Origin of the sequence: Lysobacter enzymogenes (genome assembly GCF_017355525.1) — a bacterium.
Taxonomy (GTDB): Bacteria; Pseudomonadota; Gammaproteobacteria; order Xanthomonadales; family Xanthomonadaceae; genus Lysobacter; species Lysobacter enzymogenes_C.
In genome coordinates this window covers 2,279,656-2,302,547 of the sequence record NZ_CP067395.1, presented here as the reverse complement: position 1 = coordinate 2,302,547, position 22,892 = coordinate 2,279,656, and the positions used below count along the sequence as shown (strand labels likewise).

Sequence of the window (22,892 nt, the reverse complement as noted above, 5' to 3'; positions counted from 1 at the left end):
CCGCGAACCACGCTTGCGTCGTCGGCGTGGTTTCGCGGTCGCGACTCGCGTCGCTCCTACAGGGAGCGAGCGGCTGCGAGTTTCGTTCAATCCGCCGCGCCCTGCGACCAACGCGCCACCGCGCGTTCCAGCGCGCCGGCGTCGCGCACCGCGACGTGCCGGTATCGCAGCGCGATCCAGCCGCGCTGTTCCCAGGATTTGAGCTGCTTGCTGACGCTCTGCCGGGTCGCGCCAAGCATGTTGGCGAGGTCGTCCTGCGGCAGTGGCAGGTCGATCAGGCGGCCTTCGGCGCGGTCGACGCCGTAGACTCGGGCCAGTTCCAGCAGACGCTTGCCGAGCCGCGCGGCCAGCGGCAGGGTCAGCGCGTCCTCGACGTATTCCAGCGCGGTGCGCAGCTTGCGGCACAGCAGCCGGGTGAAACCGCGGTACAGCTCGGGATGCTGGTCCAGCAACGCCAGGAAACGCGCGCGCGGCAGCAGCAGGATCTCGCTGTCGCCGGACGCGCGCGCGTCCTGCGGGCGCGGCTGGCCGTCGAAGATCGACACCTCGCCGAACCAGCTGCCGGGTTCGAACTGCACGATCAGCATCTCGCGCCCGCCCGCGGTCGGCACGCTCAGGCGGATGCGTCCGGACACCACGCCGTACAGCCCTTCGGCAGCGTCGCCGCGCGCGTACAGCAATTCGCCGTCGCGCAGCCGGCGCCGCACCGACATGGCCTGCAAGTGCGCGACCAGCTTCGGCGAGAGGTCGCGCAGCCACGGATCGGCGGGCAGGGGGAGGGGCTCGGTCATGCGGACGGTGACGGCGGCAGCGGCGGCGGGCCGGGTTCGGCCGATTGTGGCCCAGGTCGCGGCCGCTGTCCGCTCGTTCGGGCGCGGCCGCGCGGCAGCGGCTAGGATCGGACCGAACCGCCGCCGGCAAGGAGACGTTCGTGCAGGACAGCCTGTTGCTCAAGATCGGCCTGCCGCTGGCCATCGCCATCATCATGTGCGGGATCGGCCTGACCCTGCGCGGCGAGGACTTCCGCCGCATCGCGCGCGAGCCGCGCCCGGTCGCGGTCGGCCTGCTCGGCCATTACCTGCTGCTGCCTTCGCTCGGCTTCGCCACCGCCTGGCTGGTGGCGCGCTCGGGCGGGCCGCATGCGCTGGAATTCGCGGTTGGCTTCGTGCTGGTCGCCGCCTGCCCCAGCGGCAGCAGCTCCAATGCGCTGACGTATCTGGCCCGCGGCAACGTCGCGCTGGCGGTCACGCTGACGGTCATCAGCGCGCTGGTCACCTTCCTCAGCGTGCCTTTGCTGGTCGAACTGGCCTTGCGCGCGTTCGGCGGCGAAGCGCGCAGCATCCGCCTGCCGTTCGCGCAGACCGTGCTGCATCTGGCCGCGCTGGTGCTGGCGCCGGTGTTGATCGGCATGGCGGTGCGGCGCTACGCCGCCGCCTTCGCTTTGCGCATCGAGCCGTGGGTGAGCCGGTTCGCGCTGGGCCTGCTGTTGTTGCTGATCGTGGCGATCTGCATCACCCAGCGCACGGTGTTGACGCAGAGCCTCGGCGAACTCGGCCCGGCTGCGCTGGCGATGGGCGCGGCGGCCATCGGCGGCGGCTTCGCGCTCGCGCGCGCCAGCCGGCTCGGGCTGCGCGATGCGATCACGGTCGGCATGGAAGTCGGGGTGCAGAACAGCACCCTGGCGATCGTGATCGCGCTGACCTTGTTGAATTCGCCGGCGATCGCGGTGCCGGCGGCGATCTATGGGCTGTTGATGTATGTCCCGGCGTTCGTCGCGGCGTGGCTGGGGCGGCGCGCGGTGGCGCGGGCCGCAGCGGCCTGAGCGAGGCGCCGCGAGTGGAGCGGTGCGGTCGAAGCGCCGTGGCAGACGCAGCGCAGCGACAGCCGCATCGGCGCGGGCGACGGCGGCGTTGGCCGCCGCAGCCCGCGCGGCGCGCTCAGCGCCAGTCGATCTGCCCGCGCACCACGTTGCTGACCCGCCCGCCGGACCAGACCTCGCCGTCGCCGTCCACGCGCAGCTCCAGGCGCGCGTCGAAGCCGACTTCGCGGCCCTGGCTGACGGTGTAGCGGCCGTCGCGGCCGGGCAGGGCGTCGTTGTGCTTGAGCCACGCGGCCAGGGTGGCGTTGGCGGCGCCGGAGGCGGCGTCCTCGAACTGCGCCGGCGCGCCGACGAAGGCGCGCACGACCAGGTCGTAGTCCTGGCCGGCGTCCGCGCGCGCGAACGCGCACAGGCCCATCGTTTCGGTGCTTTCGGCCAGACGGCCGATCGCCGCCCAGTCGGGCTGGGCCGCGCGCAGCGCGGCTTCGTCGCGCAGCTGCGCCAGCCACCAGCGGCGGCCGCCGTCCATCAGCGCCGGCGGCAGCGCGCCCAACGGCAGATCGCGCAACGCCGCGCTCAGGCGCGGGTCGTCGGCGCGTGCGGTTTCGACCACGCGCGCGCGCGGCGTGCGCACCGCGATCGTGCGCGCCTCGCCGTCGCCGGACACCGCCAGCGGCAGCAGCCCGGCCACGCCTTCTTGCACCAGCACGCCGTCGACCGGCGCGGCCAGTCCGGCTTCGAGCACCACGCAGGCGGTGCCGACGCTGGGATGGCCGGCGAACGGCACTTCGCGGCGCGGGCTGAACATGCGGATGCGGTAGCTGGCGCCGGGCTGGCTCGGCGGAAATACGAAGGTGGTTTCCGGCAGCCGGGTCCAGCGGGCGATGGCCTGCATGGCGGCATCGTCGAGGCCTTCGGCGTCGAGCACCACGGCCAGCGGGTTGCCGGCGCCGGGGCGGTCGGCGAATACGTCCAGTTGCAGATAGCGGCGTTGCGTCATTTCCAGGGGAGTTCCATGAGGCCCGTGCAGGTGGCGTACAAGGGCGGGGCCAAAGGCGGGAGCGGGGCGGTGCGCGGGCGCGGTTTCGACAGGGTGGCGACAGACTTGCGCGCCAGTGGTTCGGCGACGCTCGGGTTGGACTAGAATCGCTGATTCGTGCCCGGCTGCCGGGCCGGCGCCGGCGTTGCCGGCGGCGGTTTCGACCGGCAGCCCGATTCGAAGGACGTGATTTTAGGCACGCAAGACTCGCAAGTGTGGAATCCCGCCGCGTCCGTTCATCGGCCGCAGCGGGCGGATCGACCTGCCCCGGCCGCGCGCCGGGCCCATCAAGTGGAATCGACAACCGAGGAAGACGTGGAGACGCAACAGACAGGCTGGGTGGTGCTCAAGTTCGGCGGTACTTCGGTATCCCGCCGCAACCGTTGGGACACGATCGGACGTCTGGCTGGAAAACGTCTGCGCGAAGACGGCCGCCGCGTGCTGGTGGTGGTCTCCGCGCTGTCGGGCGTCACCAACGAGCTGCAGGCCATCGCCTACGCGCCGGCCGGCGAGGACGGCGGCCTTCCGGCGCGTTTCGCCGGGTTGGTCGAACGCCACCGCGGTTTCTGCGCCGAGCTCGGCCTGGATCCCGACAGCGTGCTCGGCGAGCGCCTGGCGAAACTGGTTGCGCTGGAAACCGATCCGCGCGCGGCGAGCCGCGCGCTGGACTGGCAGGCCGAAGTGCTGGGGCAGGGCGAACTGTTGTCGTCGACCTTGGGCGCCGCTTACCTGCGCTCGCAGGGGCTCGACTTCGGTTGGTGCGACGCGCGCGAATGGCTCGACGCGGTGTCGCTGCCGAACGCCAGCGAGTGGGCGCAGCGCCTGTCGGTGAACTGCCGCCACCACGCCGAACCCGGCTTCGTCGAGCGCTTCAGCGCGCAGCCGACGCAGATGCTGCTGACCCAGGGCTTCATCGCCCGCCACGGCGACGGCGGCACCGCGATTCTCGGCCGCGGCGGCTCCGACACCTCGGCCGCCTACTTCGGCGCGCTGCTGAAGGCGCAGCGGGTCGAAATCTGGACCGACGTGCCCGGCATGTTCAGCGCCAACCCGCGCGAAGTGCCCGATGCGCGCCTGCTGGCGCGGCTGGACTACGCCGAAGCGCAGGAAATCGCCACCACCGGCGCCAAGGTCCTGCACCCGCGCTCGATCGCGCCGTGCCGCGACGCCGGCGTGCCGATGGCGATCCTCGACACCGAGCGCTTCGACCTGCCCGGCACCCGCATCGACGCCAGCGCCGCCACGGTGCCCGGGGTCAAGGCGATCAGCCGCCGCAACGGCATCGTGCTGGTGTCGATGGAAAGCATCGGCATGTGGCAGCAGGTCGGCTTCCTCGCCGACGTGTTCGAGCGGTTCAAGCGGCATGGGCTTTCCATCGACTTGATCGGTTCGTCGGAAACCAACGTCACCGTGTCGCTGGATCCGAGCGAGAATTTGGTCAACAGCAACGTGCTCGAAGCGCTGTCGGCCGATCTGGCCGAGGTGTGCCGGGTCAAGGTCATCGCGCCGTGCGCGGCGATCACCCTGGTCGGCCGCGGCATGCGCTCGCTGCTGCACCGGCTGTCCGACATCTGGGCGGCGTTCGGGCGCGAGCGCGTGCACCTGATCTCGCAGTCGTCCAACGACCTGAACCTGACCTTCGTCATCGACGAAGCCGACGCCGACGGCTTGCTCCCGCACCTGCACCACGAACTGATCCGCGGCGGCGCCATGCCGGTGCGCGACGACAGCGTGTTCGGCCCGAGCTGGCGCGAGATTTCCGAAGGCAAGCCGCAGCGCAGCGCGCCGTGGTGGCAGGCGCAGCGTTCGCGCCTGCTGGCGACGGCCGCAGCCGGCACCCCGCGCTACGTCTACGATCTGGCCACGGTGCGCGAACGCGCCCGCGCCCTGATCGGCACCGCCGCGGTCGACCGCTGCTTCTACGCGATGAAGGCCAATTCGCACCCGGCGGTGCTGCGCGCCATCGTCGGCGAAGGCTTCGGCCTGGAATGCGTGTCGCTGGCCGAAATCGAGCGGGTGTTCCAGGCCGTGCCGCACATGGCGCCCGAACGCGTGCTGTTCACCCCGAGCTTCGCCCCGCGCCACGAGTACGAAGCGGCGCTGGCGCGCGGGGTGATCGTCACCGTCGACAACGTCGAAGCGCTCAAGCGTTGGCCCGAAGTGTTCCGCGGCCGCACCCTGTGGCTGCGCCTGGATCTCGGCCACGGCGAAGGCCATCACGAGAAAGTCCGCACCGGCGGCGTCGCGGCCAAGTTCGGCCTGCCGCTGGCGCGCTTCGACGCCTTCGTCGAGGAGTCGCGCAAGCTCGGCATCCGCATCAGCGGCCTGCACGCGCACCTGGGCAGCGGCATCGACGATCCGCAGCACTGGCGCGGCGTCTACGCCAGCCTCGCCGGCCTGGCCGACAGCGTCGGCACCATCGAGACCATCGACATCGGCGGCGGCCTGCCGGTGGCGTACACGCCGGAAGCGCGCGAGTTCGACCTCAACGCCTGGCGCGCCGGCCTCGACGAGATCAAGGCCGCGTACCCGCGCTACGGCCTCATCATCGAGCCCGGCCGCTATCTGGTCGCCGAATGCGGCGTGCTGCTGCTGTCGGTCACTCAAGTGGTCGAGAAGGACGGCGTGCGCCGGATCGGCTGCGATGCGGGCATGAACGCGTTGATGCGTCCGGCCATGTACGAGGCCTACCACGGCATCCACAACCTCAGCCGCTTCGGCGACGCCGACACCGCCGCGTTCGACGTGGTCGGGCCGGTGTGCGAGAGCAGCGACGTGCTCGGCCGCGCGCGCTTGCTGCCGAAGGCGACCGAAGAAGGCGACGTCGTCTTGGTCGCCGACGCCGGCGCCTACGGCATGGCGATGGCCAACACCTACAACCTGCGCGCGCTGCCGGTCGAGGAGGTGCTCGGATGAGCGCCGTCCCGAACTCCGCGGCGCTCAAACGCCCGCCGCGCGCGACCGTTTCGATTTCGAGAGTGAACCCGTGAGCGATCAATTCCAACGCGACGCCGTGCGCGCCTTCCGTTTCGTGCGCTGCGGCCTGGACGCCGCCAGCGGCGTGGCCGAACTGGTCTACGCCTTCGACGACGGTGCGGAACTGGTCGAAACCGTCACCGTGCCCGGCGCGCCGTTCGCGCTGGACGCTCAGCGCGCCGGCGCGGTCGAACGCATGCTGCGGCTGCTGCATTTGATCGCCGGCGTCAGCTATTACAAGGCGGCGGTGCCGGAACAGATCCGCATCGACTCGTACGCCATCGACGCCGACACTGCGTCCTTGCTGGAGCTGATCTACGTCAACGGCCTGGGCGAGTTCGCTTATCGCAACGGCTTGAACCTGCACGGCAAGATCAAGTTCCCGGTAGCGGCCGCGGCCGATCCGGCGGCGCCGGCGCTGGGCTTGAGCGAACACGCGCTCGTCGCCATCGGCGGCGGCAAGGACTCGCTGGTCAGCATCGAAGCGCTGCGCGCGCTCGAAGTCGAGCAGACCGTGACCTGGATCGGCGGCTCGCAACTGATCGCCGCCTGCGCCGCGCGCACCGGCCTGCCCACGCTGAACCTCGGCCGCGCGCTGGCGCCGCAGTTGTTCGAGTACAACCGCCAGGGCGCGTACAACGGCCACATCCCGGTGACGGTGGTGAACTCGGCGATCATGGCCCTGGCCGCGCTGCTGCGCGGCGTCGACCAGGTGGTGTTCTCCAACGAGCGCTCGGCCAGCTACGGCAGCATGATCGAGGGCACCGGCGAGGTGAACCACCAGTGGTCGAAGGGCTGGGATTGCGAGCGCGCGTTCGGCGAGTACCTGCAGAAGCACGTGGCCGCGGACCTGCGCTATTACTCGCTGCTGCGGCCGTTGAGCGAGCTGGCGGTGGCGCGGCAGTTCGCGCGCGGGGATCGCTACGACGCGCATTTCAGCAGCTGCAATCGCAATTTCCATATTCTCGGCGAGCGGCCGGCGAGTCGGTGGTGCGGGGTGTGTCCTAAATGCCACTTCGTGTTCCTGGCGTTGGCGCCGTTCATGACGAAGCCTCGGTTGGTGTCGATCTTCGGCCGCAACCTGCTCGACGATCCGGCCCAGACCGACGGCTTCGACGCGCTGCTGGAGTACCGCAACCACAAGCCGTTCGAATGCGTCGGCGAAGGCCGCGAATCGCGCGCGGCGATGGCGGCGCTGGCCGAGCGCGCCGAGTGGCGCGAGGACGCGCTGGTCGAGCGCTTCGCCCGCGAGATCCGTCCGCAGCTGAGCGGCGAGGAACTGCGCATCGAGCCGCTGTTGGCGCTGGAAGGCGAACACCGCGTGCCGCCCGCGCTGTGGGAGCGTCTGCGTGCGTATCTCGCAGCTTGACGGCAAGCGCGTCGCGCTGTGGGGCTGGGGCCGCGAAGGCCGCGCCGCCTACCACGCGATCCGCGCGCGCCTGCCGCAGCTCGAACTGACCCTGTTCTGTTCGCCCGACGAGGCCGCCGACGCGCGCGGCCTGCACGATGCGCGCCTGCTGGTGGAAACCGCCGCGACCGCCGAGCGCCTGGGCGGGTTCGAATGGATCGTCAAATCGCCCGGCATCAGCCCGTACCGCGCCGAAGCGCTGGCCGCGGCGGAGCAGGGCGCGCGCCTGATCGGCGGCACCGCGCTGTGGTTCGGCGAGCAGGCCGCAACGCGCGCCGGCGGCCGCACCGTCTGCGTCACCGGCACCAAGGGCAAGAGCACCACCACCTCGCTGCTGGCGCATCTGCTGCGCGCCGGCGGCCACCGCACCGCGTTGGCCGGCAACATCGGCCTGCCGTTGCTGGAAGCGCTGGACGCGCTGGAATCGCCGCAGCCGCCGCAGTTCTGGGCGATCGAGCTGTCGAGCTACCAGACCGGCGACGTCGGCGTCAGCGGCGCGCGGCCCGACGTGGCGGTGGCGCTGAACCTCTATCCCGAACATCTGGACTGGCACGGCTCGCAGGCGCGCTACGTCGAAGACAAGCTGCGCCTGCTGACCCAGGCGCGGCCGCGCATCGCCGTGCTCAACGCGGCCGATCCGGTGCTGTCGGCGCTGCGCCTGCCCGACAGCGAGATCCGCTGGTTCGGCGACGCCGCCGGCTGGCATCTGCGCGGCGACGCGCTGTGGCGCGGCGAGCGCGAAGTCATGGACACCGCGTCGCTGCCGCTGCCGGGCCGGCACAACCGCGGCAATCTGTGCGCGGTGCTGACCGCGATCGAAGCGCTCGGCCTCGACGCCGCGCCGCTGGCGCCGGCGGCGGCGAGCTTCCGGCCGCTGCCGAACCGCTTGCAGCCGATCGGCGAGAACGACGGCGTCGCCTACGTCAACGATTCGATCAGCACCACCCCGCACGCCACGCTGGCGGCGCTGGATTGCTATGCCGGGCGGCGCATCGCGCTGTTGGTCGGCGGCCACGACCGCGGCATCGACTGGCAGGGCTTCGCCGAGGCGATGCGCACGCGCGCGCCGCTGGCGATCGTGACGATGGGCGAGAACGGGCCGCGCATCCACGCCTTGCTCGAAGCGGTGGCGGGCGAGGGCGGTTTCGCCCTGAGCGCGGCGCGCGATCTCGCCGACGCCATGCAGCAGGCGCGCGCCGCGCTCGGCGCTCAGGGCGGCGTGGTGCTGCTGTCGCCGGGCGCGCCGAGTTTCGGCCCGTATCGCGATTACGTCGCCCGCGGCCGGCATTTCGCCGAGCTGGCGGGGTTCGACCCGGAAGCGATCAGCGCGATCGCCGGCATCGGCATCGCTTGACCCTGCAGGAGCGGCGCGAGCCGCGACTGCGACAACGCAACTACGACGAAACTTGCGCCGCAGTTGCATTGTCGCAGTCGCGGCTCGCGCCGCTCCTACAGGAAGCCCATCGCGCCGACGCAGCGGCCGTCACACCGGTTTGCCCAGGCCGCGCTACCCTGCGCCGACACCCTTCCGGAGCCCCGCCATGCGCCGTCCCGCCGCCGTCCTGCTGCTCGCCCTGTGCGCCTCGCCCGCCTTCGCCGCGATCAAGACCCGGCCGGTGGAATGGAAAGTCGGCGACGACAATTTCAGCGGCGTGCTGGTCTACGACGATGTCAACGCGATCAAGCGCCCGGGCCTGCTGATGGTGCCGAACTGGGTGGGCGTGACCGACACCGCGATCAAGCGCGCCGGCGAAATCGCCGGCGACGATTACGTGGTGCTGGTCGCCGACATGTACGGCAAGGACGTGCGGCCGAAGAACAAGGACGAAGCCAAGGCCGCGGTCGGCAAGGTCTACGCCGACGGCGGCGTGAGCCTGCGCCAGCGCGCCAGCGCGGCACTGGCGGCGTTGAAGGCACAGGACAAGACCGCGCCGCTCGACGCTGCTCGCATCGGCGCGCTGGGCTTTTGTTTCGGCGGCTCCAGCGTTCTGGAACTGGCGCGCACCGGCGCCAACCTCGCCGGCGTGGTCAGCTTCCACGGCGGGCTCAAGGCGCGCTTGCCGGCCAATGGGGTCAAGGTCAACGCGCCGGTGCTGGTGCTCAACGGCGCCGCCGACAAGTCGGTGCCGAACGAGGACGTGGTCGCGTTCGAAAAGGAAATGGACGAGGCCGGCGCCGACTGGCAGCTGGTGAACTACAGCGGCGCGCGCCATTGCTTCGCCGAGTCGGAGAACGCCGGCAACGCGCCCGAAGACAACTGCCGCTACGACGCTCGCGCGGCCAAGCGCTCGTTCGCGGCGATGCGCGGGTTCTTCGTCGAACGTTTCGGCGCCCGCGACTGACGCATGCGGGCGATCTTCCTGTAGGAGCGGCGCGAGCCGCGACTGCGGCAACGCAGCTAGTGCGAGAGTTTCGGCGTAGTTGCCTTGTCGCGGTCGCGGCTCGCGCCGCTCCTGCAGGCAGCGATCGCGACAACGCGGCGATACAAACGAATCGGGGCCGGAACCTCCCGCGACTGCGCAGGAAACGTTCCGGCCCCGATGCTTTCGCGCGATCCGCGCGCAATCCTCAGTGATCGCGGCTCACCGCATACCGCGCCAACCCGCGCAGCGCCGCCACGTAATCGTTGTCGTCCAACCCGTCCAGCGCCGCCTCGGCCGCGTCGGCGTAGTCCTGCGCGCGCCGGCGGCTGTAGGCCAGGCCGCCGGTGGCGTGGATCGCGGCCAGCACCTCGGGCATCGCATCGCTGTCGCCGTGCTCGACCGCGGCGCGCAGGCGCGCGCGCACGGCGTCGTCGCTGTGGGCGATGGCGTGGATCAGCGGCAGCGTCGCCTTGCCCTCGGCCAGGTCGTCGCCGAGATTCTTGCCCAGCGTCTGCGCGTCGGAGGCGTAGTCGAGCACGTCGTCGGCGATCTGGAACGCGTAGCCCAGCGCCATGCCGTAATCGTGCAGGCGCTGCTGCATCCGCTCGTCGCCGCCGGCCAGCAGCGCGCCCAGACGCGTCGCGGCGGCGAACAGCACCGCGGTCTTGCGCTCGATCACGCGCAGGTAGGCCGGCTCGTCGGTGTCGGGGTTGCGCACGTGCAGCAGCTGCAGCACTTCGCCCTCGGCGATGCGGTTGGTGGTGTCGGCGAGGATCTTCATGACCTCCAACCGTTCCAGTTCGACCATCAGCTGGAAGCTGCGCGAATACAGGAAGTCGCCGACCAGCACGCTGGCGGCGTTGCCCCACACCGCGTTGGCGGTCTTGCGGCCGCGGCGCAGGTCGGATTCGTCGACCACGTCGTCGTGCAGCAGGGTGGCGGTGTGGATGAACTCGATCACCGCGGCGAGCTGGTGCGCCTGCGGGCCGCGGTGGCCGAGCGCGCCGGCCGCCAGCAGCAACAGCATCGGCCGCAGGCGCTTGCCGCCGGCGCCGACGATGTACTCGGCCACCTGATTGATCAGCACCACGTCCGAAGCCAGGCGGCGGCGGATCAGGGCGTCGACCGCCGCCATGTCGTCGCGGGCCAGGGATTGGATGTTCGCCAGGTCGGGGACGGACAAGGTCGTAGCGCTCGGAGGCATGGGCGGTCGGTTTTGGAAAACGGAAATTATAGGGCTTGGGCGGTGGGCATCTCAGCCCGCCGCGAGCAGCGGCGCAGCCGGACGCCCCTCGCCTGTGAAGGGCTTTTAGCTGAACAGGCTGAACTAAAAACGCTCTGAACAGGATTTTTACGCTTTTTTATTGATTTTTTGCGATCAAGTTCGCATCGAGCTTTCACAAGACTTCTGCGTCCAACTCGCTAATTTCGACCCGAAAAACCACTTTTAGTTCGTTCTTTCGACTTGCTTTGCATGCGGTTCGGGCGGTTCGGCATGGCCGCAGGACGCGGGTCAAAAACTGTCGCGAGGCGTCAGTTTCAGGTCCAAAAGGGCGCAATTTGTGCTTCTTCCATCTCGTAGTTGCTGTGATCTACATTGCAATAACAATGTGACGAGTGGCACAATATTTGCGGTCCTGTCCTGTAAGGCAGTACGAATCACGTATTGGCGGTAGGGGTTCCACTCAGGGGTGCGCAAAAGGCGGGTCTCACAGACGCGTCCGATCGCACAGGGGGGTGGAAGCAAGGGGGGCACGTATGACGTGTCAGAGATCCAACATCGGTGTCCGTCCGGATATCGCTGCTTCTGCCGTCTATTGGACGGTTTCCTTCCGAGCGTCGCGCAGTGGCCCGAACGGGGCGTGCGGCGAACGGCTCCTGCCGTAAGCAAATCGACAGCCGAGCGGTACCGGCTGGCGCGTAGACGCATGCGTCCGACGCGCCGGCAGGCAACGCCCGACTGACTTCGACGCACACGCGCGGCTTGCCGCGGCGTTGCGTCGGGGGCAGGGCCGCCAAGGCTCGAGCGCGCTCGCGTTCGCCGCGGCATTCGCATTCGTCGTAACGCACGACCCGCATTTGCAAGGCAAAAACCCGCAGTAAGCACGTCGACCAGCCGGAAGACGCACGCAGACGCAGCGCCGCGAGGCGGCGTCGGCGCGTCCTGGCGCTTACCGAACTCCTGTTTGGGCTACCGCATGAAAATCGCCAACATCCTTTTCCCGTCCAGTCAGCCGCCGCGCACTCGCGTTCCCGATGCCGGCCCGCGCAAAACTCGCAATGGGATGAGGATGTGGTTCGCCGCCGCGCTGGCCTTGGCGCAGTTGCCGGCGTTCGCGCAGACCTTCCCGGCGCAGCTGGACAACACCGCCACGATCGCGCCGCCGAGCGGCGTGACCAACGTCGATACGGCGTGCACCAGCAACGGCGGCGTGTTCAACGGTGGCACCGGCACGTGTTCGTCGACCGACCGCAACACGCTGGCCGCGGTGTCGGATCTGGCCGTGACCAAGACGGTTTCGAACGCGACTCCGACCGTGGGCACCAACGTCACCTTCACCGTGACCGTGACCAACAACGGCCCGTCGGCGGCGATCAGCACCGTGGTCAGCGATGCGTTGCCGGCCGGCTACACCTTCGTTTCCGCCACGCCCAGTGTGGGCACGTACAACAACGGCACCGGCGCCTGGGCGGTCGGCACCCTGGCTACCGGCGCCAACGCCACGCTGCAGATCGTGGCCACGGTGCGCCCGACTGGGCCTTACGCCAACACCGCGACCGCCACCTCGTCCTCGACCGACTCCAACCCGGCCAACAACAGCGCTACCAGCACCCCGGTGCCGGTGGCCTCGGCCGACCTGGCGGTGACCAAGACGGTGTCCAACGCGACGCCGACGGTCGGCACCAACGTCACCTTCACCGTGACGGTGGCGAACAACGGCCCGTCCGCGGCCGCGGGCGTGAACGTCAACGACCAACTGCCGGCGGGCTACACCTTCGTCTCGGCGACGCCGAGCGTGGGCACGTACAACAACGGTACCGGCGTGTGGGCGGTGGGTGCGCTGGCTTCCGGCGCCAACGCGACCCTGCAGATCGTCGCCACCGTGCGTCCGACCGGCCCGTACGCGAACACCGCGACGGCGACCTCGACCACGAGCGACCCGACCCCGGGCAACAACACCGCGACCAGCACGCCAGTGCCGGTGGCCTCGGCCGATCTGGCCGTGGTCAAGACCGCCTCGAGCGCGACGCCGGCGATCGGCACCAATGTGACCTTCACCATCACGCTGACCAACAACGGCCCGTCCGCTGCGGCCGGCGTGAACGTCAACGATCAGCTGCCGGCCGGTTACACCTTCGTCTCGGCGACGCCGAGCGTGGGCACGTACAACAACGGCACCGGCGTGTGGGCGGTGGGCGCGCTGGCCAACGGCGCGAGCGAGACGTTGCAGATCGTCGCGACCGTGCTGCCGACCGGCCCGTACGCGAACACTGCGACGGCGACCTCGACCACCAGCGATCCGACCCCGGGCAACAACACCTCGACCAGCACGCCGGTGCCGGTGGCCTCGGCCGATCTGGCCGTGACCAAGACCGCGTCGAGCGCGACGCCGACGGTCGGCACCAACGTCACCTTCACCGTGACGGTGGCGAACAACGGTCCGTCTGCGGCTGCGGCGGTCGTCGTCAACGATCCGCTGCCGGCGGGCTATACCTTCGTTTCGGCGACGCCGAGCGTGGGCACCTACAACGCCGGAACCGGCGCCTGGGCGGTCGGCGCGCTGGCCAACGGCGCCAACGCGACCTTGCAGATCGTCGCGACCGTGCGTCCGACCGGCCCGTACGCGAACACCGCGACGGCGACCTCGCCGACCAGCGACCCGACCCCGGGCAACAACACCGCGACCAACACGCCGGTGCCGGTGGCCTCGGCCGATCTGGCCGTGGTCAAGACCGCGTCGAGCGCGACGCCGACGGTCGGCACCAACGTCACCTTCACCATCACGCTGACCAACAACGGCCCGTCCGCTGCGGCCGGTGTGAACGTCAACGATCAGCTGCCGGCCGGCTACACCTTCGTCTCGGCGACGCCGAGCGTGGGCACGTACAACAACGGCACCGGCGTGTGGGCGGTGGGCGCGCTGGCCAACGGTGCGAGCGAGACGCTGCAGATCGTCGCGACCGTGCTGCCGACCGGCCCGTACGCGAACACCGCGACGGCGACCTCGACCACGAGCGACCCGACCCCGGGCAACAACACGTCGACCAGCACGCCGACGCCGGTGGCCTCGGCCGATCTGGCCGTGACCAAGACCGCATCGAGCGCGACGCCGACGGTCGGCACCAACGTCACCTTCACCATCACCGTCGCCAACAACGGCCCGTCTGCGGCGGCCGGCGTCAACGTCAACGATCAGCTGCCGAGCGGCTACACCTTCGTTTCGGCGAACCCGAGCACCGGTACCTACAACGCCGGCACCGGCGTGTGGGCGGTCGGTGCGCTGGCCAACGGCGCCAGCGCGACCCTGACGGTCACTGCGACCGTGCTGGCGACGGGCAACTACGCGAACACTGCGACGGCGACTTCGACCACGAGCGACCCGACCCCGGGCAACAACACCGCGACCAACACGCCGGTGCCGGTGGCTTCGGCCGATCTGGCGGTGGTCAAGACCGCCTCGAGCGCGACGCCGGCGATCGGCACCAATGTGACCTTCACCATCACGCTGACCAACAACGGCCCGTCCGCTGCGGCCGGCGTGAACGTCAACGATCAGCTGCCGGCCGGTTACACCTTCGTCTCGGCGACGCCGAGCGTGGGCACGTACAACAACGGCACCGGCGTGTGGGCGGTGGGCGCGCTGGCCAACGGCGCGAGCGAGACGTTGCAGATCGTCGCGACCGTGCTGCCGACCGGCCCGTACGCGAACACTGCGACGGCGACCTCGACCACCAGCGATCCGACCCCGGGCAACAACACCTCGACCAGCACGCCGGTGCCGGTGGCCTCGGCCGATCTGGCCGTGACCAAGACCGCGTCGAGCGCGACGCCGACGGTCGGCACCAACGTCACCTTCACCGTGACGGTGGCGAACAACGGTCCGTCTGCGGCTGCGGCGGTCGTCGTCAACGATCCGCTGCCGGCGGGCTATACCTTCGTTTCGGCGACGCCGAGCGTGGGCACCTACAACGCCGGAACCGGCGCCTGGGCGGTCGGCGCGCTGGCCAACGGCGCCAACGCGACCTTGCAGATCGTCGCGACCGTGCGTCCGACCGGCCCGTACGCGAACACCGCGACGGCGACCTCGCCGACCAGCGACCCGACCCCGGGCAACAACACCGCGACCAACACGCCGGTGCCGGTGGCCTCGGCCGATCTGGCCGTGGTCAAGACCGCGTCGAGCGCGACGCCGACGGTCGGCACCAACGTCACCTTCACCATCACGCTGACCAACAACGGCCCGTCCGCTGCGGCCGGTGTGAACGTCAACGATCAGCTGCCGGCCGGCTACACCTTCGTCTCGGCGACGCCGAGCGTGGGCACGTACAACAACGGCACCGGCGTGTGGGCGGTGGGCGCGCTGGCCAACGGTGCGAGCGAGACGCTGCAGATCGTCGCGACCGTGCTGCCGACCGGCCCGTACGCGAACACCGCGACGGCGACCTCGACCACGAGCGACCCGACCCCGGGCAACAACACGTCGACCAGCACGCCGACGCCGGTGGCCTCGGCCGATCTGGCCGTGACCAAGACCGCATCGAGCGCGACGCCGACGGTCGGCACCAACGTCACCTTCACCGTCACCGTCGCCAACAACGGCCCGTCTGCGGCGGCCGGCGTCAACGTCAACGATCAGCTGCCGAGCGGCTACACCTTCGTTTCGGCGAACCCGAGCACCGGTACCTACAACGCCGGCACCGGCGTGTGGGCGGTCGGTGCGCTGGCCAACGGCGCCAGCGCGACCCTGACGGTCACTGCGACCGTGCTGGCGACGGGCAACTACGCGAACACTGCGACGGCGACTTCGACCACCAGCGACCCGACCCCGGGCAACAACACCGCGACCAACACGCCGGTGCCGGTGGCTTCGGCCGATCTGGCGGTGGTCAAGACCGCGTCGAGCGCGACGCCGACCGTCGGCACCAACGTCACCTTCACCATCACGCTGACCAACAACGGCCCGTCCGCCGCGGCCGGCGTGAACGTCAACGACCAACTGCCGGCGGGCTACACCTTCGTTTCGGCGACGCCGAGCGTGGGTACGTACAACAACGGCACCGGCGTGTGGGCGGTGGGCGCGCTGGCCAACGGCGCGAGCGAGACGCTGCAGATCGTCGCGACCGTGCTGCCGACCGGCCCGTACGCGAACACCGCGACGGCGACCTCGACCACGAGCGATCCGACCCCGGGCAACAACACGTCGACCAGCACGCCGACGCCGGTGGCCTCGGCCGATCTGGCCGTGACCAAGACCGCATCGAGCGCGACGCCGACGGTGGGTACCAACGTCACCTTCACCGTCACCGTCGCCAACAACGGTCCGTCGACTGCGGTCGGCGTCAACGTCAACGATCAGCTGCCGAGCGGCTACACCTTCGTTTCGGCCAACCCGAGCACCGGCACGTACAACGCCGGCACCGGCGTGTGGGCGGTCGGCGACATGACCAACGGTGCCAACGCGACCCTGACCATCGTCGCCACCGTGCGGGCGACGGGCAGCTATGCCAACACCGCCACGGCGACCTCGACCACCAGCGACCCGACCCCGGGCAACAACACCGCGACCAGCACGCCGTCGCCGACCGCCTCGGCCGATCTGGCCGTGGTCAAGACCGCGTCGAGCGCGACGCCGACCGTCGGCACCAACGTCACCTTCACCATCGCGCTGCGCAACAACGGCCCGTCCGACGCCGCCGCGGTGGTGGTCAACGATCCGTTGCCGAGCGGCTACACCTTCGTCTCGGCGACTGCCAGCGTCGGCACCTACGACAACGGCACCGGCGCCTGGACCGTCGGCGCGCTGGCCAACGGCGCCAACGCCACGCTCGACATCGTCGCCACCGTGCGCGCGACCGGCAGCTACGCCAACACCGCCACGGCGACCTCCGCCACGGGCGACCCGGACAGCTCCAACAACAGCTCGACCAATACGCCGACGCCGGTGGCTTCGGCCGACCTGGCCGTGGTCAAGACCGCGTCCAATCCGAACCCGGTGGTCGGCACCAACGTCACCTTCACCATCGCGGTCAGCAACAACGGCCCGTCCGACGCCGCTGCGGTGGTGGTCAACGACCCGTTGCCGAGCGGCTACGCCTTCGTTTCGGCCAACCCGGGCATCGGCGCCTACAACAGCGGCACCGGCGCGTGGACCGTCGGCACGCTGGCCAACGGCGCCAACGCCACGCTCGACATCACGGCGACCGTGCTGGCGACGGGCAATTACGCCAACACCGCGACGGCGACCTCGACCACGGGCGATCCGACCCCGGGCAACAACACGTCGACCAATACGCCGACGCCGGTGGCCTCGGCCGATCTGGCCGTGACCAAGACCGCGTCGAGCGCGACGCCGACGGTCGGCACCAACGTCACCTTCACCGTCACCGTCGCCAACAACGGTCCGTCCGCGGCCGCGGCCGTGGTCGTCAACGATCTGCTGCCGAGCGGCTACACCTTCGTCTCGGCGACGCCGAGCGTGGGCGCCTACAACAGCGGCACCGGCGCCTGGACCGTCGGCGCGCTGGCCAACGGCGCCAGCGAAACCCTGGCCGTCACCGCGACCGTACTGGCGACGGGCAACTACGCCAACACCGCCACGGCGACCTCGGCCACCAGCGATCCGACTCCGGGCAACAACACCGCGACCAACACGCCGGTGCCGGTGGCCTCGGCCGACCTGGCCGTGGTCAAGACCGCCTCGACCGCGACGCCGACGGTCGGCACCAACATCACCTTCACCATCGTGGTCAACAACAACGGCCCGTCCGACGCCGCTGCGGTGGTCGTCAACGATCCGTTGCCGACGGGCTACGCCTTCGTCTCGGCCACGACCAGCACCGGCGCCTACAACAACGGCACCGGCGCCTGGACCGTCGGCGCGCTGGCCAACGGCGCAAGCGAGACTCTGACCATCACCGCGACCGTGCTGGCGACGGGCAACTACGCCAACACCGCCACGGCGACCTCGACCACGGGCGATCCGACCCCGGGCAACAACACGTCGACCAATACGCCGACGCCGGTGGCCTCGGCCGACCTGGCCGTGACCAAGACCGCATCCACCCCGAACCCGGTGGTCGGCACCAACGTCACCTTCACCGTTACCGTCGCCAACAACGGCCCGTCCGCGGCCGCGGCCGTGGTCGTCAACGATCTGCTGCCGAGCGGCTACACCTTCGTCTCGGCGACGCCGAGCGTGGGCGCCTACAACAACGGCACCGGCGCCTGGACCGTCGGCGCGCTGGCCAACGGCGCCAGCGAAACCCTGACCGTCACCGCGACCGTGCTGGCGACGGGCAACTACGCCAACACCGCGACGGCGACCTCGGCCACCAGCGACCCGAACACCAGCAACAACACCGCGACCAACACGCCGACGCCGGTGGCCTCGGCCGACCTGGCCGTGGTCAAGACCGCGTCCACCCCGAACCCGGTGGTCGGCACCAATGTCACCTTCACCATCGTGGTCAGCAACAACGGTCCGTCCGACGCCGCGGCCGTGGTGGTCAACGACGCGTTGCCGAGCGGCTACACCTTCGTCTCGGCCAACCCCAGCACCGGTACCTACAACGGCACCGCCTGGACCGTCGGCACCTTGGCCAACGGCGCCAGCGCCACGCTGACCGTTACTGCGACCGTGCTGGCGACGGGCAACTACGCCAACACCGCGACGGCGACGTCGAGCACCGGCGATCCGACCCCGGGCAACAACACCTCGACCAGCACGCCGACCCCGGTGGCTTCGGCCGACCTGGCCGTGGTCAAGACCGCCTCGACCGCGACGCCGACGGTGGGCACCGACATCACCTTCACCATCGTGGTGAACAACAACGGTCCGTCCGACGCCGCCGCGGTGGTCGTCAACGACCCGTTGCCGACGGGCTACACCTTCGTCTCGGCCAACGCCAGCACCGGTACCTACAACAACGGCACCGGTGCCTGGGCCGTCGGCACGCTCGCCAACGGCGCCAGCGCTACCTTGACCGTCACCGCGACGGTGCTGGCGACCGGCAACTACGCCAACACCGCGACGGCGACGTCGAGCACCGGCGATCCGACCCCGGGCAACAACACCTCGACCAGCACGCCGACGCCGGTGGCCTCGGCCGACCTGGCCGTGGTCAAGACCGCGTCCACCCCGAACCCGGTGGTCGGCACCAACGTCACCTTCACCATCGTGGTCAGCAACAACGGCCCGTCCGACGCCGCCGCCGTGGTGGTCAACGACGCGTTGCCGAGCGGCTACACCTTCGTCTCGGCCAACCCCAGCACCGGTACCTACAACGGCACCGCCTGGACCGTCGGCACCTTGGCCAACGGCGCCAGCGCCACGCTGACCGTTACTGCGACCGTGCTGGCGACCGGCAACTACGCCAACACCGCGACGGCGACCTCGACCACGGGCGATCCGACGCCGGGCAACAACAGTTCCACCAGCACCCCGTCGCCGGTGGCTTCGGCCGATCTGGCCGTGACCAAGACCGTCGACAACGCCGCACCGCCGGTGGGCAGCAACGTGACCTTCACCATCGAAGTCAGCAACGCCGGCCCGTCCGCGGCCGACGCGGTGGTGGTCAACGATCCGCTGCCCAACGGCTACGCGCTGGTGTCGTCGACGCCGAGCGTGGGCACCTACAACGGCACCGCCTGGACTGTGGGCAACCTCGCCGCGGGCGCCAACGCGACCCTGACCGTGGTGGCGCGCGTGCTCGAAACCGGCAGCTACGCCAACACCGCGACCGCGACCTCGCCGACCTCGGACCCGAACAGCGGCAACAACACCGCCACTTCGACGCCGGTGCCGACCCGCAATCCGCAGATGACCCTGGCCAAGGCCCAGACCAGCTACGCCGACAACGATTCCAGCGGCAACATCACCATCGGCGACGTGCTGACCTACACCTTGACCGCCACCAACACCGGCAACGTCACCTTGCACAACGTGGTCATCGCCGACAGCAAGACCACGCCGGCGAGCTGGACCTGCCCGGACATGGCGCCGACCGGCCCGAGCGCGGTGTGCACCGTGACCGGCACCTACACCGTGGTTCAGGCCGATGCCGTCAGCGGCAGCGTGGTCAACAACGCCAGCGTGACCTCGGCCGAGATCACCACGCCGGTGACCGCGACCACCACCACCGCGGTGCAGCGCCGTCCGATCGTGGCGACCAACGACGCCGGCACCATCGCCAACGGCGCCGCCGGCGGCGTGGCCGTGCCGAACGTGCTCGGCAACGACACCCTCAACGGCCAGCCCGCGACCACCACGACCGTGACCCTGACCCAGGTCTCCACCTCCGATCCGAAGGTGACCCTGGATCCGGCCACCGGCGCGGTCAACGTCGCGCCGGGCACGCCGAAGGGCAGCTACACGGTCGAGTACCGCATCTGCGAAACCGCCGACCCGAGCAACTGCACCACCGCCAGCGTCGCGGTGACGGTCGACGCCGCGCCGATCGACGCAGTCGACGACGTCGTCGCCACGCCGGTCAACGGCAACACCGGCGGCAGCAACGTGGTCAACGTGCTCGGCAACGACACCTTGGGCGGCAGCGCGGTCAATCCGGCCGACGTCACCGTCAAGCCGAACAGCAACGGCCCGCTGACGGTCAAGGCCGACGGCAATGTGGACGTCGCGCCGAACACCCCGGCCGGCACCTACACCGTCACCTACCAGCTGTGCGAAGTGCTGAACCCGAGCAACTGCGACACCGCGACGGTCACCATCACCGTGTCGGCGCCGGCGATCACCGCCACCGACGACCCGGCCGGCGGCAGCGGCGTGACTCCGCAGAACACTCCGGTCAGCACCAACGTGATCGCCAACGACACGCTCAACGGCGCGCCGATCGATCCGAACCTGGTGACCATCACCGTCAGCACCGACGCCAACAACGGCACCACGGTGGTCAACAGCGACGGCACCATCACCTACACGCCGCGTCCGAACTTCAGCGGCGACGACGTCTACACCTACACGATCTGCGAGAAGCTCAACCCGACCAACTGCGCGACCGCCAAGGTCAGCGTGACCGTGCAACCGAACAAGGTCACCGCCAACCCCGACACCGCGCAGACCAACCAGCAGACCCCGGTGACCATCAACGTGATCGGCAACGACACGGTCACCAGCGCGCCGCTGGATCCGGCCTCGGTGACCATCGTCGGCCAGCCGGCCAACGGCACCGTGACCTGCACGGCGGGTTCGTGCACCTACACGCCGAAGCAGTTCTTCGCCGGCACCGACAGCTTCACCTACCGCGTCTGCGACACCTCGTCGCCGACCCCGGTGTGCGCGACCGCGACGGTCAGCATCAAGGTGATCGCCAACGCGCCGGTGCTGCGACTGGTCAAGACCTCGGCGGTGCGCGAGGTCAAGATCGGCGACCTGGTCCGCTACAGCGTGCTGGTCGAGAACGTCGGCGACTCGCCGGCGGTCAACGCCACCCTGGTCGACATCCCGCCGGCCGGCTTCACCTTCGTCGACAACTCGCTGACCGTGGACGACGACAACAAGAGCGGCGTGGTCATGAGCGCCAACCCGCTGCGCATCGGCGGCATCGACGTGGCGATCGGCGGCAAGGCCACCGTGACCTACTTCCTGCGCGTCGGCGCCGGCGTCGGCAAGGGCACGCACAAGAACCAGGTCGCCGGCTACGACGAGCAGGGCACCAAGATCTCCAACGACGCCACCGCCGAAGTCACCATGGCCGGCGACCCGCTGCTGGAAGACAGCCTGCTGGTCGGCAGCGTGTTCGACGACCGCGACGGCGACGGCTGGCAGGATCCGGCCAAGGCCACCGGCGTGCGCGTGCAGGGCGGCTTCGCCCCGAGCGCCTACGTCGCCGGCTCGACCACGGTCGACCGCGGCGACGGCCCGGTCGCCGAGCCCGACGCCAGCGCGCCGATGCTGCACGGCATCGCCCTGGGCCGCATCGACGGCCGCGGTTCGGCGGCGGCGCCGGCGCGCGAAGTGACGGTGCGCCAGACCCTGAGCGAACTGGCCTTCAGCGACGACTTCGTGCTGACCACCGACGAAGGCACCACCGTGCGCATGGGCGCCGACGGCCGCACCACGGTCGAACGCACCCGCGGCGACGCGGCCAAGGGCCTGACCGGTCAGGACCTGCAAGTGGTCCGCAACGTCAGCCAGGGCGCGAACGGTTACGTCGTCTCCTACACGATCCGCAACAACGGCATCGAGGAGCGCGGCATTCCGGGCGTGCGCATCGCGTCGGTCGAAGGCCTGATCATGGAAACCGACTCGTACGGCCGTTACCACCTGGAAGGCATCGACGGCGGCAACGCCGCGCGCGGCCGCAACTTCATCCTCAAGGTCGATCCGGCCACGTTGCCGCCGGGTTCGGTGTTCACCACCGAGAACCCGCGCGTGCGCCGCATCACCCAGGGCATCCCGACCCGCTTCGACTTCGGCGTCAAGCTGCCGCCGGGCGAAGTGTCCGGAACGAAGTCCGAGACCGACGTGGAGCTGGGCGAGGTGATGTTCGAGTCCGGCAGCGCCACGGTGAAGCCGAGCTACGCGCCGATGTTCGAGCAGATCGCAGCGCGCCTGCGCGATGCCGGCGGCGGCAGCGTCACCGTCGCGGCGCAGGCCGAGGAGGAGGCGCTCGCCTTCGCCCGCGCCCGCGCCGTGCAGGCCGCGCTGCTCAAGCAGATCGAGGGCGACCCGGCGCTGGCGAGCAAGGTCAAGGTCGACGTGGTCGCCGGGACCGACGCCACGCTGGTCAGCCTGGATCCGGCGATCCGCCTGGGCGAAGTGCTGTTCGACACCGACCAGTCGACGATCAAGCCGCAGTACCGCGCGCTGATCGGCGAAATCGCCAAGACGCTCAACCAGCAGGGCAGCGGCGCGATCGGCATCGTCGGCCGCGCCGACAAGCGCGGCGCAGCCGCCTACAACGTGCAGCTGGGACTGCGTCGCGCCAAGGCCGTGTTCGAAGCGATCTCGGCCGAACTCAAGCCCGAGGTGAGGCAGAAAGTGCGAGTGGATATCACAGACGACACCCAGGCGCCGGTCGGCGTGGGCAACCGCTGAGGACATGGCC

At 70.1% G+C, this 22,892-nt stretch carries 9 protein-coding genes; 6 read left to right on the top strand and 3 right to left on the bottom strand.

The window, feature by feature from the left end:
* Positions 1 to 86 precede the first annotated feature (86 nt).
* On the bottom strand, positions 87 to 791 hold the full coding sequence (locus JHW38_RS09480; protein ID WP_207525694.1) for a Crp/Fnr family transcriptional regulator: 705 nt from the start codon (positions 789 to 791) through the stop codon (positions 87 to 89).
* A 140-nt stretch (positions 792 to 931) separates the two neighbouring features.
* On the opposite strand from JHW38_RS09480, the gene JHW38_RS09475 reads away from it, so the two are divergent.
* Positions 932 to 1,822, top strand: a complete 891-nt coding sequence (locus tag JHW38_RS09475; RefSeq protein WP_207525693.1) for a bile acid:sodium symporter family protein — start codon at positions 932 to 934, stop codon at positions 1,820 to 1,822.
* Positions 1,823 to 1,937: 115 nt separating this feature from the next.
* On the opposite strand, the gene JHW38_RS09470 is transcribed toward JHW38_RS09475, so the two are convergent.
* On the bottom strand, positions 1,938 to 2,819 hold the full coding sequence (locus tag JHW38_RS09470; protein WP_207525692.1) for a PhzF family phenazine biosynthesis protein: 882 nt from the start codon (positions 2,817 to 2,819) through the stop codon (positions 1,938 to 1,940).
* Positions 2,820 to 3,173: 354 nt separating this feature from the next.
* Between JHW38_RS09470 and JHW38_RS09465 the strand changes: the two genes are divergently transcribed.
* From JHW38_RS09465 to JHW38_RS09450, 4 genes are all read left to right on the top strand, one after another.
* Positions 3,174 to 5,774, top strand: coding sequence for a bifunctional aspartate kinase/diaminopimelate decarboxylase (locus JHW38_RS09465; RefSeq protein WP_207525691.1), 2,601 nt, complete (start codon positions 3,174 to 3,176; stop codon positions 5,772 to 5,774).
* A 70-nt stretch (positions 5,775 to 5,844) separates the two neighbouring features.
* Entirely contained in the window at positions 5,845 to 7,203 is a 1,359-nt protein-coding gene (gene murL, locus JHW38_RS09460; protein ID WP_242691301.1) for a UDP-N-acetyl-alpha-D-muramoyl-L-alanyl-L-glutamate epimerase, read from the top strand.
* Positions 7,184 to 8,596, top strand: coding sequence for a UDP-N-acetylmuramoyl-L-alanine--D-glutamate ligase (gene murD, locus JHW38_RS09455; protein WP_207525690.1), 1,413 nt, complete (start codon positions 7,184 to 7,186; stop codon positions 8,594 to 8,596). Before murL ends, murD begins: the two co-directional genes overlap by 20 nt.
* 187 nt (positions 8,597 to 8,783) lie before the next feature.
* The gene (locus tag JHW38_RS09450) at positions 8,784 to 9,584 is read left to right on the top strand and encodes a dienelactone hydrolase family protein (RefSeq protein WP_207525689.1); all 801 of its coding nucleotides are present in this window, start codon (positions 8,784 to 8,786) and stop codon (positions 9,582 to 9,584) included.
* A 226-nt stretch (positions 9,585 to 9,810) separates the two neighbouring features.
* On the opposite strand, the gene JHW38_RS09445 is transcribed toward JHW38_RS09450, so the two are convergent.
* On the bottom strand, positions 9,811 to 10,809 hold the full coding sequence (locus tag JHW38_RS09445) for a polyprenyl synthetase family protein (RefSeq protein WP_207525688.1): 999 nt from the start codon (positions 10,807 to 10,809) through the stop codon (positions 9,811 to 9,813).
* A gap of 1,087 nt (positions 10,810 to 11,896) precedes the next feature.
* Here JHW38_RS09445 and JHW38_RS09440 point away from each other — a divergent pair.
* A complete protein-coding gene (locus JHW38_RS09440) occupies positions 11,897 to 22,882 on the top strand; it encodes a CARDB domain-containing protein (protein ID WP_207525687.1) in 10,986 nt (3,661 codons plus the stop codon).
* Positions 22,883 to 22,892: the final 10 nt, after the last annotated feature.